General features: G+C 50.1%; 11 protein-coding genes. 5 read left to right on the forward strand and 6 right to left on the reverse strand.

The annotated features are described in order from the left end of the window. Nucleotides 1-16: 16 nt before the first annotated feature. The 4 genes from NM96_06015 (at nt 17) to NM96_06030 (ending at nt 4,593) form a co-directional block, all read left to right on the forward strand. The gene (locus NM96_06015; protein AVR78949.1) at nt 17-976 is read left to right on the forward strand and encodes a nucleoside hydrolase; all 960 of its coding nucleotides are present in this window, start codon (nt 17-19) and stop codon (nt 974-976) included. A 47-nt stretch (nt 977-1,023) separates the two neighbouring features. After that, nucleotides 1,024-2,577: a glycosyl transferase gene (locus NM96_06020; protein AVR78950.1), complete on the forward strand. Its 1,554-nt coding sequence runs from the start codon at nt 1,024-1,026 to the stop codon at nt 2,575-2,577. A gap of 162 nt (nt 2,578-2,739) precedes the next feature. Beyond that, nucleotides 2,740-3,501, forward strand: a complete 762-nt coding sequence (locus tag NM96_06025; protein AVR78951.1) for a hypothetical protein — start codon at nt 2,740-2,742, stop codon at nt 3,499-3,501. Between the two features lie 243 nt (nt 3,502-3,744). Continuing rightward, complete coding sequence (locus NM96_06030; protein ID AVR78952.1) at nt 3,745-4,593, forward strand: ferredoxin; 849 nt, start codon at nt 3,745-3,747, stop codon at nt 4,591-4,593. Nucleotides 4,594-4,940: 347 nt separating this feature from the next. Here NM96_06030 and NM96_06035 read toward each other — a convergent pair whose 3' ends face one another. The 3 genes from NM96_06035 to NM96_06045 form a co-directional block, all read right to left on the reverse strand. Then, nucleotides 4,941-6,284 carry an aldehyde dehydrogenase gene (locus NM96_06035; GenBank protein AVR78953.1) on the reverse strand — a complete coding sequence of 448 codons (1,344 nt, stop codon included), beginning with the start codon at nt 6,282-6,284 and terminating at the stop codon, nt 4,941-4,943. Nucleotides 6,285-6,583: 299 nt separating this feature from the next. Beyond that, the gene (locus tag NM96_06040) at nt 6,584-7,057 is read right to left on the reverse strand and encodes a hypothetical protein (protein ID AVR78954.1); all 474 of its coding nucleotides are present in this window, start codon (nt 7,055-7,057) and stop codon (nt 6,584-6,586) included. Nucleotides 7,058-7,383: 326 nt separating this feature from the next. Further along, nucleotides 7,384-8,271, reverse strand: a complete 888-nt coding sequence (locus NM96_06045) for a FrpC operon protein (GenBank protein AVR78955.1) — start codon at nt 8,269-8,271, stop codon at nt 7,384-7,386. 589 nt (nt 8,272-8,860) lie between these two features. Here NM96_06045 and NM96_06050 point away from each other — a divergent pair. Beyond that, nucleotides 8,861-10,069, forward strand: coding sequence for a uracil-xanthine permease (locus NM96_06050; protein ID AVR78956.1), 1,209 nt, complete (start codon nt 8,861-8,863; stop codon nt 10,067-10,069). Nucleotides 10,070-10,121: 52 nt separating this feature from the next. Here the strand turns inward: NM96_06050 and NM96_06055 are convergent, their stop codons facing one another. From NM96_06055 to NM96_06065, 3 genes are all read right to left on the reverse strand, one after another. Then, nucleotides 10,122-11,576 (reverse strand): TolC family protein, encoded by a 1,455-nt coding sequence (locus tag NM96_06055; GenBank protein AVR78957.1) that lies wholly within the window; start codon nt 11,574-11,576, stop codon nt 10,122-10,124. Nucleotides 11,577-11,974: 398 nt separating this feature from the next. Further along, nucleotides 11,975-13,087: a hypothetical protein gene (locus NM96_06060; protein AVR78958.1), complete on the reverse strand. Its 1,113-nt coding sequence runs from the start codon at nt 13,085-13,087 to the stop codon at nt 11,975-11,977. A gap of 150 nt (nt 13,088-13,237) precedes the next feature. Beyond that, a complete protein-coding gene (locus tag NM96_06065) occupies nt 13,238-13,576 on the reverse strand; it encodes a hypothetical protein (protein AVR78959.1) in 339 nt (112 codons plus the stop codon). Nucleotides 13,577-13,578: the final 2 nt, after the last annotated feature.

Genomic DNA, 13,578 nt, shown 5'->3' on the forward strand with positions numbered 1-13,578 from the left:
ATAGACGGCGCAAGCGATGGCGATGAACGAAAAAATCCGTTTGATTATCGATACCGACCCCGGTCAGGACGATGCTGCGGCCATTTTGGCGGCACACGGTCTGGCACGGCGCGGCTTGGTCGATTTTTTGGGCATGACCGTCGTCGCCGGCAATGTCGGCATAGATTTAGCGGCAAAAAACGCGCGCATCGTCTGCGATTGGGCGGGCGAGAAAGATTTCCCCGTTTACGCCGGTGCAGTCAAACCTTTATTGCGCGAGCTGGAGACGGCGGAAGCGGTACACGGCAAAACGGGCTTGGACGGTACGGCGTTGCACGAGCCGCGCTGTCCTTTGCAAAAGCAGCACGCGGTTGCATATTTGGTGGAAACTTTGAGCCGCGCCGAAGACGCTTCGATGACTTTGTGCCCGATAGGTCCGCTGACCAATATCGCGCTGGCGTTGAGCATCGCGCCGGAAGCCGTCCGCGCCATCAAACGCATTGTCTTGATGGGCGGCAATTATTTTGAAGCGGGCAACATGACGCCTGCCGCCGAATTCAATTTCTTCACCGACCCGCACGCGGCGCAAATCGTGCTGCAAAGCGGTGCACCGATTACGGTTTTGCCGCTGGACGTTACCCACAAGGCGCAAATCACTTCCGAACGCATGAACCGCTTACGTCGTCTGAAAAACTCCAACGGCAGCCGTTTGGCGGATATTTTGCAAAGTTACGAACGTTTCGACATTCAGCAGTTTGGCTTGGAAGGCGGCCCGCTGCACGACCCTTGCGCCGTCATCTGCGCCGTGTTCCCCGAATTGTTTTCAGGCAGGATGTGCCGTGTGGATGTGGAGACGCAAAGCGGACTGTCCACCGGCGCGTGCGCCGTCGATTGGCACGGCACGACCGGCAAAGCGCCCAATGCGCTTTGGATAACCGAAGTCGATGCCGACCGTATGTTTGAAGAACTGACCGCCGCCATTGCCGAACTGCCTTGATTTCCCGATTTTGATTTTTCAGACGCCCCTTTTCAGACGACCTCATCATGAACCCGAAAATTCCCGCCACAGCAGCCATGTTGGTCAAAAACTCGGAACGCTATCTGCACGAAGTTTTGACCGCGCTTCAAGACTTCGACGAAGTATTGCTGCTCGACAACGGCTCGACCGACCGTACCTTTGAAATCGCCGAACGCTTCACCAACGTCAGTTATTACAAATACGACTTCATCGGCTTCGGCCCAATGAAAAACCTTGCCGCCCGCCTCGCGCAAAACAATTGGATATTCAGCATAGACAGCGACGAAGTGGCAGATAGCGAACTGATTGCCGCCATCCGCAAAGCCGTGGCGGAAAACAAAGAACAAAACATCTTCTCGCTCTCGCGCCTAAACCACTACAACGGCCGCCTGATCAAAGCCTGCGGCTGGTATCCCGACATTATCCCGCGCCTTTACCACCGCCGTTTTACCCGTTTTTCCGACCGTCAGGTACATGAATCGCTGATTTTGCCGCCCGATGCAAACGTCCGTCCGCTCGAAGGTCGTCTGAAACACTATTCCTTCGAAAACGCCGAAGGGCTGATTCAAAAAATGCAGCAATACAGCTCGCTCTACGCCGAAGAAAACCGCTACAAAAAAGACAGCTCGCCCTTCAAAGCCCTGTTGCACGGCAGCGTATCGTTTGTCAAAAACTACCTGCTCAAACGCGGTTTCGCCTACGGCGCGGACGGCTTGACCATTTCCATCGCCAATGCCCAAGGTTCGTACTACAAATATGTCAAACTTTACGAGCGCAACCGCAATATCAGCGTCGCCCTGATTGTAACCACCTACAACCGTCCCGACGCGCTGGAGCTGGTTTTAAAATCCGCACTCGCTCAAACCCGCCTGCCCGACGAAATCATCGTCGCGGACGACGGTTCGCGCCAAGACACCGCCGAAGTCGTCGAGTTCATCCGCAGCCACACCGACATCCCCGTCAAACATTCTTGGCGGCCGGACGACGGCTTCCGCGCCGCCGAATCACGCAACCGCGCGCTAGCGCAGGCAAAAAGCGACTACATCATCCTTATCGACGGCGACATGATACTCGACCCGTCCTTCATCGCCGACCATCTCAAGCTCGCACGCAAAGGCAGGCTGATACAGGGTTCGCGCGTCATCCTGACCCAAAGCCGCACCCAGGAAATTTTAGATTCCGGCGAATTGCCCGATTTGTCCGCGTTCAGCCAAGGCATAGAAAAACGCCTCTCCGCCCTGCGCTGCCGCAGCCTGTCCGCCCTGATCGGCAGACAAAGCAGCCGCAAACACAAAGGCATCAAAACCTGCAATATGGGCTTTTTCCGCAGCGATGCGCTGGCCGTCAACGGCTTCGACAACCGCTTTGTCGGCTGGGGACGCGAAGACAGCGAGTTCGTCGCCCGCCTCTTCCATAACGGCATGAAACGCCATAACCTCAAATTTGCCGGCATCGCCTACCACCTCTGGCACCACGAAGCCGAACGCGACGCCCTGCCGCAAAACGACGCCCTGCTCAAAGCCACGCTGTCCGAACAAAAAATCCGCTGCGAAGACGGCATGGACGAGTTCATAAAATAAACCGTTTTGCGCTTGTCCCCCTCAAACGTCGTCTGAAACCTTTCAGACGACGTTTTACCTTCAAGCAGCCGTTCAACCATCAAATCTTTACTGAAACCAAACACTTGCAGTGTTATACTATTAATACAACGACAAACTACTCACACACTACGGTTACACATCATGTCCCCCCGCCCGATTACCATCACCTCATACAACATGCACAAAGGCATGTCCGCGCTCAACCGCAAAGTCCAAGTGGACAGCATGGCGGAAGAGCTTCGCGGCATAGGCTCGGATGTCCTGTTTTTGCAGGAAGTGCAAGGTCAACACCTGACCCGCAGCAGCAGGCTGCCCGATTTTCCCGAAAAACCGCATTACGATATCCTCGGCGACCACCTCTCCTACAACCGCAGCTACGGCAAAAACGCCGTTTACCCGCAGCGCCACCACGGCAACGCCATCCTCAGCCGCCTGCCGCTGGAAACCCGCCACAACCTCAACATCAGCGTCAACAAACTCGAACAGCGCGGCGTACTCCATTGCGAAGTCCTGCCAGAAGGCTGGGAAACCCCGCTCGTCTGCCTCTGCGCCCACCTCAACCTGCGCGAACCCGACCGCGCCAAACAATACCGCGCCATCTTCGAATACGTCGTGCATCACATCGACCCGCAAAGTCCGCTGATTCTCGCCGGCGATTTCAACGACTGGCGGCAAAAATCCGCCCTGTCCTTAGGCAACGCCTTGAACTTGAACGAAGTATTCGTGGACAGCAACGGCAAACGCCCCAAAACCTTCCCCGCCCGCCTGCCCGTCCTCAGCCTCGACCGCGTCTATACCCGCAACTTGGAAGTCTTAGACTCCCAAATCCACAACGGCAAAAACTGGCAGCGCCTCTCCGACCACTTGCCCTTGAGCGTCAAAGTCAGACCCAAACTGCCTTGACCGTACCCATGCCAAAGGTCGTCTGAAAACCTGAAATCGGGATTTTCAGACGACCTTCCATATCCACGTTCCTGCCCGCCACACCGTATGAGGTTCAAATACAGGATACTTATAACATCATTCACATTCCTACTTGAATTTGCTGCAAAACGATAGAAGAATCTCTTTTATTTTCAAACCCTTTATTCCCCTATACTTCGTTTCCCGATAAAATACGCCTTTTCGATTTTGACTCTATCCGCCATGCTGACCGACCTTCAAGCCATCAACCGCCTGCTGCCGCAAACTCAGTGCCGAGAATGCGGCTATCAAGGCTGCCTGCCTTATGCACAAGCTTTGTTGCACGAGGATGCGCCTGTTAATCTGTGCGCACCCGGAGGAGAGGCGGTGATGGTCGATATTGCTGCCTTATTAGGCAAGCCGCGCGTTGCGCCGGTCAAAACGCAGCCCAAAGCCGTCGCCTTGATAGACGAAGCCGCCTGTATCGGCTGTACCGCCTGCATCCGCGCTTGCCCTGTCGATGCGATTATGGGGGCAAGCAAGTTTATGCACACTGTCATCAGCGACGAATGCACAGGCTGCGGACTCTGCCTCCCGCCTTGTCCGGTGGACTGTATCGACATGATACCTTCCGAACAGGAATACCTCCCCGCCGCGCGAAGCCTGAGCCGTTCTTCCGAAGCGCGTTTCGCCGCCGCCGAATACGCGCAAAGCCGCTTTGATTGGCACACCGAACGCAAAGCGCGCGACGAGGCGGAACGCAAAGCCATGCTTGCCGAGCGCGAAGCCGCTGTTAAAGCCAAGCAGGCGCAAATTCAAGCCGAAACCAAAGCTGCGTCCAAACCTACTTTCAATCCTATGGATTTGATTGCCAAAGCCATGGCGAAAGCACAATCCCAACAAGACAAGCTGGTTGCATCCGACAACCGTGAAGCATTCAAAAACCGGCAAATCGAAGAAGCCAAAGAGCGCGCCGAATTGCGCCGTGCCCAACGCGATGTCAAATATGGCAACGAAGAAGAAAAAGCTGCTGCGCTTGCCTACCTGCGCCGTTATAAAGCGGAGCAGGAAGCAGCCAAAGAAATACGGTGATTTGGGTGGAGAAACTTTAAAGGTCGTCTGAAATAGGTTTTCAGACGACCTTATATAGTGGATTAAATTTAAATCAGGACAAGGCGACGAAGCCGCAGACAGTACAGATAGTACGGCAAGGCGAGGCGAGGCAACGCCGTACTGGTTTAAAGTTAATCCACTATAAAAAAGATTCCGTCATTCCGGTGCAAATGAAAATCCTTATTTAATAATCGGAAATTTCCAAATACACCATTCCTACTGAGAATATTGAGAAAAACAAGCTTCCGCTTCAACAAAAAGAAGGTCGTCTGAAAACGCAATATAGACAATCCCAGCATTTTCAGACGACCTTTTTCAATCCTTCCTTATTTCTGCCAATACGTTTTCACGTTCACAAATTCATACAACCCGAATTCAGACAATTCCCGTCCGTAACCTGAGGCTTTGACGCCGCCAAAGGGAAGGCGCAGGTCACTGCTGGTATGGCGGTTGATAAACACCGAGCCTGCTTGGATTTTTTCGGCAAACGCCCAAGCGCGGCGGGTATCGGCGGTATAAATACTGGCGCCCAATCCGTAGGGCGTATCGTTGGCAAGGGCGACGGCGTGTTCCTCGTCCTTCGCCCGCAAAATCATGGCAACCGGCCCGAAAACCTCTTCATTCCAAACGCGGCAGTCGGGATTCACTTTGTCCAACACGGTGGCGGGGTAAAACCAGCCCGTTCCTTCGGGAATGAAACCGCCCGTCAAAACCTCTGCGCCGTTTGCGACTGCATCCTGTACCTGAGCGTGTACGTTTGCGCGCAAGTCTTCGCGGTGCAGCGGGGCGAGTGTGGTCGCAGGGTCTTTGGGATTGCCCGTTTGCAATTTGGCGCATTCAGCAAGAAACAAGGGGATGAAGCGGTCTGCGACGGCTTCGGTAACGACGATTCGTTTGGCTGCGTTGCAAGACTGACCGGCGTCGCGGAAACGCGAATAACAGGCTTCGACGGCGGCGCGTTCGAGATCCGCATCAGGCATGACAATGAAAGGGTTACTGCCACCGAGTTCGAGGACGGTTTTCTTGAGGTGCATTCCCGCATGGGCGGCGAGCAGGCGGCCGGTCCGCGTCGAGCCGGTAAACGCCATCGCATCGGTGTCTTCAATGGCTTTCAACGCATCGTCGTTGTTCAACCATGCGCCAATCAACGGGAGGTCGTCTGAAACCAGTTCCAGCAGCGCAGCGCTGACCCTTGCAACGCTGGGCGCGGGTTTGACGGCACAAGCGTTTCCCGCGCACAGGGCAGGAATGGCAAAACGCAAAACCTGCCAGACAGGATAGTTCCACGGCATGACGGCAAGCACAACACCCAACGGCTCAAAACGCACCTGACTGAGGCTCGCCTGCGTAGCAATGGTCTTATGCGCCAGCAACTCGGGGGCAAGGCGGACGTAATATCGGATGAGCTCGACCGATTTATCCAGTTCGGCACGGCATTCATGCAGGCAGCGTCCGACTTCTTCGCAAACCATCTCCGCAAGCCGCTCCTTGTTTTGCGCCAAACGCTCGGCAAAGGCTTGCAGCAAAGCAGTCCGCCCGGTAACGCCCAACCGCGCAAACGCCTGCTGGCGCAACTTCAACGCTGCCAATTCTTGTGCAAACTCTGCATAACCCTGCGCAGGACGGCGGCAAAGGGTTTCGCCGGTATAGGCGTTGATGCTGTGAAACATGGTTCGGCTCCTTTGTATGTCGGTTTTATTTTAGGTCGTCTGAAAATTAAGACGTTCTTTCAGACGATGTTTGTTCATCAAAGATGGCGCGATTATATAGCAAACTCGGATAGAACATCTCCACACAGTCCTTTCCGGACAGACAACCCAGACTAAAAGGAATTTATGTCATTCGCCAATAACGCTTAAATTTTGCCATTCCCATCCCCTGATTTTGTAGAAACTGCTGAATTTATCGAGGAATCAGCCGTCTTGTTCTCACCACCCAAATGCCGCACCTTCTGAATAACGCGCCTTGATCAAATCCTTTTAATGAAAAAGAAAAGAGAAAGTAATAAAAAGAATACTGCCAACTTTAAACAAAATACTGAGTTAGAAGCTAATATTGCAAGTAAATTCACATCCTTCGTTATTTTTTTGTTTGAATAAAATATATCATTTTTGTAATACGAAACTAAAACGCCATTTAAAAAGTTTGTTTCATTGGGGTTTAATAATAATATTTTTGCATTTGTTATAGGGAATCTTTTATTTATATTTTCCATTTTACATAAATCATCAAGTCCGTAACAAGATAGCCAGTATGATCTTAATCCTGTTTCAAGCTTAATCTTTCTTTCTCCTCTATTAGGGGAGGAAATCAGCATTGTTGCCTCATTGAAGGATTGCTCCTCACCTTTAAAATCCAAGCCATAGGGAGCAATAAAAATAAATGCTAGAAGAATGCAAAATAACGAAAAAAATAAAGAAATACTATAATATTTAAATTTCATTATTTACCCTATATATGAAAAGTAATAAATAAAGTTTGGGTGAAAGCCTAATAGAGACTTTGCAATAACATGAGTTACTAAAATTTTATGCTCAATACTATTTTTAAAATGAAGAACCTCCTTGATTTCTTCTACTTTTTTCCTCAATATCAGAAAAGTTTTAGCCAATTGAAAATTTTTTAGTACATTCTTATGCGTAAAATTTCGTTAGCATACTATTTTTGCAAAGGTCTTCACCATAATAATTGTCTCTATCAGCATATCCTTTTAATTCAGCCTGCTGTCTTTCATTTAAAATAATCATAAGTTAGAATCCTAAAATAAAATTACTTGATAAAACTTCTAATTAATTTCTCTATTTTTAGATGATATTCAATCAACTCTTGTTGAGAAGGCTGCTTAGAAAAATTTCCATATTCATGTGCACTGATACTAGGATAATAATCTACTGATAAACCATTTATGCATGAGTCAACTGCGATTGAAAAATGCGGTTCATTAAGTCTTTTTCCATTTTTTCTACCATCATCCTTTACTTGTATTCTTACTGGATTTTCATCATCCCTAATATAATTAAATTCATGATAGAATGGTTCTTCATTAAATCTTTCATATGCTTTATAGTTTTTAGAAGAAGAAGTTATTTCTTTTGAACCGTACCTCAACATCATTTTTTTAAGATACTTAGGATCTAAAAGGCATTCAGAGTTTTTCTGAATCGAAATAGTGTCTATCATCGGCAGACCATCCTTCAATGCCTTAACAAATTTATCTTTATTCTCCCGATTAAAAGGCTCTAAAATCCAAGAATCTCCTTTGCGTTTGGCATGGACGTAAATATCAAGCCTACCGCCCTTATAGATTTTTTCCTCGTCCGACATCCATCTTGTTGCCGAATCTCGGGACGAACCTGCCAAATAACCGTAAGGCACGCTTAGCAACGTCCCATTCAAATCAATTTTAATATTTCTTTCAAAACCCGTTATGGGTATCTGATTGTCCATTTTCACTTCCTCCTTATTTTCTGAAGATGGATAACAAGCTGCCAAAGCGAATGAACCCAAAACTGCGATTAGAGCTGATAGATTCTTCAATACCCTATCTTTTCCACATCCCACTTTTACTCTTCCTGTAACATATTTCTGATTAATCAGGCCAGCTAAAATACAATCCATTATCAATTTCTGATTCCTGTAAAAATACCATATTCTCATAAACCAGCAATTTATTTCAGATAAATGGTATTTAATTCAAGCAAACGTATCATTACAACTGTAAACATAACAAAAAAATCGTCTGAAGATTTTTCAGACGACCTTTTTATATTTGAAAAATTTTTAACACATTGTTTCAGCTGAGTAAATATAATTATTAATTTTATATAAAACTATTACTTAAATTATAATTTTATTTTTATATGATATTTACCACTTCCATCTATAACCTAATTTTGATAAATTTTGTAAATTTGATAACCGTTGATAGCATTTAAGACGATGTACAGATTTCTGCTTCCATTTTAATAAGACATACAGAAATAGATACATAATCAGGACAAGCGTCAGCCTGCCATTTCATTGCATACAGGGATTGATGATTTAAAGCCATTCTCGCTGTTCATCGATTTTTTCGTGTATCAACTATAAGCAGGGTGGTTATATATTAGGTGGAAAATAATACTGCAAAATCGGATATTTCCATTTGCCAATCTGTTTTTATCTCAAGTCCGCGTTAAATCAATGTTCATCCGGCTGCCTAGACAGTATAATTCCCGCCGTTTGAATCGAATATACGAGGTTTTGGATGAATCAGTTTAAATTGGCGGTTTCGGGCACGCAGATTTTGTTTGTGGCGTTCGGTGCGATGGTGCTTGTGCCGCTTCTGACGGGGTTGAACCCTGCACTGGCATTGTTGGGCGCGGGGATTGGGACGTTGTTGTTCCAATTGGTTACTCGGCGTAAGGTGCCGATTTTTTTGGGTTCTTCATTTGCTTTTATCGCACCGATTATTTACTCGATTGGTGAATGGGGTCTGCCTTCAACGATGTTTGGCCTATTTGCGGCCGGCTTTATGTATTTTGTGTTCGCGGGTTTAATCAGGTGGCGCGGGCTGGCGGCGGTTCACCGCTTGCTTCCGCCGGTAGTCATCGGGCCGGTGATTATGGTGATCGGTTTGTCGGTAGCCGCTGCGGCAAGCAGTATGGCTATGGGGCAGGCTGACGGCAAACAGGTAATTGATTATGCAGATTCGTTGATTTTGTCGGGCTTTACCTTTGCGGTAACGGTCGTGGTGTCGGTTTTCGGCAGCCGCATGATGAAACTGGTGCCGATTTTGATCGGTGTGGCCTCTGGCTACACATTGGCTTTGATAATGGGCTTGGTAGATACTGCCGCCATCGTCAATGCACCTTGGTTTGCAGTGCCTCATTTTGAAACGCCGCAAGTCAACTGGCAGGCCGCGCTGTTTATGCTGCCTGTAGCGATTGCACCTGCCATCGAGCATATCGGCGGTATCATGGCTATTGGAAATGTTACCGGTCAAAACTATACGAAAGATCCGGGTTTGGATAAGACGCTGGCGGGCGACGGCTTGGGCGTATGCGTAGCCGGTTTGATCGGCGGACCGCCGGTAACGACTTACGGTGAGGTTACAGGCGCGGTGATGATTACGAAAAACAGCAATCCTGTCATCATGACTTGGGCGGCGATTTTTGCCATTGCAATGGCGTTTTTCGGTAAATTCAATGCGTTTTTAGCTTCCATCCCGATGCCTGTTATGGGCGGCATTATGCTGCTTTTGTTCGGTACGATTGCATCTTTGGGTGTGAAAACGCTGATTGATTCGAAAGTTGATTTGATGCTGCCTAAAAATCTGGTCATCGTCAGCTCAGTGTTGACGACAGGTATCGGCGGCATGGTCATCAAAATCGGTACGTTGAGCTTTGCCGGAGTGGGCTTGTGCGCAATATTGGCCATTATTTTGAATATACTGTTGCCGGATAGAGAACAATAGTCATCAGCTTGAAAAGGTCGTCTGAAATTTTTCAGACGACCTTTTTGCTTTTTTATTTCGACCAGCCGCCGCCCAATGCCTTATACAGCGACACCAGCATCTGCGCCCTTGCCAGCCGCGCCGCAATCAGGTTTTCCTGCATTTGGCCTTCGGCGATATGGGCTTTGAGGACAACATCCAGCGTTTTGTAGCCGTTGCGGAACATTTTTTCCGTATCGGTCGCGTGGCGTGCCGCCTGATTATGGGCGGTTTGCAGTAGTTCGGTTTGACGGCTTAGCGACTCCACGCCTTGATATGCGCTGTCGACTTCGCCCAGCGCGGTCAGGAGCCGTTTGTCGTATTCCAACAATGCCGTCTGAAGGCGCGCGTCGGTGGCTTGGATATTGGCTTTGATGCGGCCGTTGGTGAACAGCGGCGTCTGTATGCCCACCGACAGCAAACTTGCCCAGCCGGTCAGCGAACGGTCGCCATCCACACCGATGCGTCCGCCCTGCCCCATAAAGCTGATGGTGAAGCGCGGCAGCAAATCGGCTTTGGCACTGGCGAATTTAGCGGCGTAGGCATTGACTTGCGCAGCCTGCGCGCGCAGGTCGGGGCGGCGTTCCAGCAAGCCTTGCGGCGTCTGTCCGCTTGGTGCGGAGGGTTGGTGTGCCAACGCATCAACAGACGATTCGGGCAACGTAAACGTCTGCGGCACGTTGCCGGTCAAAACGGCGATACTGCGCACATAAGCAGCGTATTCCGCCCCTATCGTGGCGCGTTTGGCTTCCGCTGCGGTCAGTTGCACTTTCGCCTCGTTCACTTCATAGCCGCTGACATGTCCCGCCTTGAACCGCCCTTCGATATAACGCACCATCCGCCGCAAGGTGGCAACGGTTTGATCGGCGGTTTTCAGACGGCCTTGCGCCGCACGCGCTTTGAAATAATTGTCGGCAATATCGCCCGCCACCAGCATTTGCGCGCCATACGCCAGCTCTTGTTGTCCGAGTGCGGCATAACGGGCGGCATCGGCATCGCTGCGTTTCTTGCCGAAAATATCCGGCTCCCACGAAGCAGTCAGTCCGCCGTATAGGCTGGTGCCTGTGGACTCGATGGTATCGCCGTTTAAAGACGAGGCCTGCGGATAACGCGAGAGCAACGCCCTGGCATTACTGTCGAGCGGGCTATCCATTTTGCTGTAATTCGCCCCCGCCTTGCCGCTCAGTCCGACGGTCGGCCCCAAATCGGCACGCGCCGCCCCCGCCACGGCACGGGCTTCGTTCAGACGGCTGACGGCGATTTTCACATCATGCCCCTGCGCCAAACCCTGCGCGATTAATCCGCTTAACACCGGATCGTTCCACTGCTGCCACCACGCCCCGATGTCCGCATCGCCCTTCGCCGCCGCATCCTGCGTAAACACCTGGGGTAATTGAACCTGACTGTTTAACGGAACTTCTGTGTTTTTACAGGCGGCGATAGCTAAAACTGCGGCAATACACAATAAATGGATTTGATTGAATTTCATCGTATTTTCCTTTTTGAAAAGGTTTTAGCGTTCCGTGTTGGCGAAATTTGCTTCGCTCGTTTTCAAAGTGCGCAGCCTCTCGACGGGACAACCGTTCAGACGACCTTTCAGAAGATTTTTTGCGAAACCTAGAAACCTAAATGTAAGCCTGCGGCTTACCGCCCTCTCCCCACCCCACTCCCACGGGGAGAGGGGGCAAAATTGGCTGAAATCCCAAAGTGGCTGAGGTTCGGTATCCTCAACTCCCCCTCCCGCGGGGAGAAGGGACAAAATTGGCCGGAAATCCAAAACACGGTTGGGTTTCAGCATCCTCAATCTCCCTCCCGTGAGAGAGGGTTAGGGAGAGGGCAGCGTGCTGTCAGGTTCGCTTTTTAGCGATCGTTGGCGTGATGACTTCATCAACCCTGCCTCTCCAGCATCCCTTGAAACCGCAACAATGCCAGCCATAAGAATCCTACGCCGATACAGCCCATGATCAACATATGCCCCCAGACGATTTCAATCCCCGCGCCGCGGAACAGGATGTCTTGCGAGAATTTCACAAACTGCGTCAGCGGCCAATATTCGCTGATCAGTTGCGCCGCGTGCGGCATGTTGCTGCGCGGGGATGCGCCGCCGGCAAACAGGTTCATCACGATATACACCGGCAGCATCAGCATACCGAACTGCCCCATCGTCGATGCGAACGTGGCAATCATGATGCCCAGCGACGCCACCGAAAACAGGAACAACGCCAACCCTACCGCATAAAGCGGCACCGAACCGATGAGCGGCACGCCTATGCTCAAATGCACGATAAACCACAGCGACGACAGTGCCGCCACCCAAATCACGGCGGCATTTGCCAACACTTTGCCCATCATCAGTTCGAACGCATTGACCGGCATCACCAGCAAATGCTCGATTGTGCCGCGTTCGCGTTCGCGGATAACCGCCGCCCCCGTCAATAAAATCAGCAACATACAAGACATCGAGCCGATTTGCGAAGTCGGCATAAACCACGAGCTCTCGCCGTTGGGATTGTAATAAGTATTGATGACGGGGCTGATTAACTCCGGCCGTGTCACACCGGTGAATTCGTGAATTTCGCGGTTGATAATTTGCGAAAGATAAGACGCGCCCACCCCCGCCTGCGTCATCGACGTCGCATCAACCAAAAGCTGCAAATCAGGATTGCGCCCCGCCGCCATGTCGCGCTGAAAATTGGGCGGTACTTCCAAAATAAAGGTGAACTCGCCCTTATCCATCAATTCGTCCGAATCCTCGCGCCGCACGTCCTCTACCAGTTTGAAAAACGGATGTTGCACGGCATCGCGGATACGCATGGACAAAACCGAACGGTCTTGGTCGATGATGCCGACGGTGGCATTTTTCAAATCCGCGCCCACCTGCGCCATCTGATAAATCGTGGCTGTAAAGATATACCCAATCAGCACCATCAGCACCGGATCAGTCAGCACGCTGCGGAACTCTTTGAGCATCAGGGTCAGAATGTTTTTCAGGGTACGCATGGGGATTCCTGTTTAAACGCTATGGATGAAGGTCGTCTGAAAACCTTATCTGTTCTTCAGACGACCTTTGTACAGTACATCGCCTACTATCTGGTTCTTTATGGGAATCACCAAACTTACCGCAACAGTACCGCCATACTGCAAAAATTTTCACAGGCAACATTTTCCGAAACGCAATTTTTTGTTTAAGCCCGCAACGTAAGTCAACTGCTTAATCACCAAGATATTCGTATAATCTTCAAGCGCACGGATACTGTGTGTCTCGCCGGGTTCGATCCGGACGATTTGCAGGCCTTCGGTATGTAAAGTTTCAGACGACGTCGAGATTTGCGCACTACCGTTCAACACAATCAACAAAATAATCGCTTCGGCTTCATAGGGCGGAATTTCATTGTCTTTCTGCAAAGAAAGCTGGACGATTTCCTGATCAGTATCACTGCTGATCACCCCGCCCAACAAGGCTTTGGGATCTAAGGTATATTGTTTCATCA

The organism is Neisseria mucosa (assembly GCA_003028315.1).
Taxonomy (GTDB): domain Bacteria; phylum Pseudomonadota; class Gammaproteobacteria; order Burkholderiales; family Neisseriaceae; genus Neisseria; species Neisseria mucosa.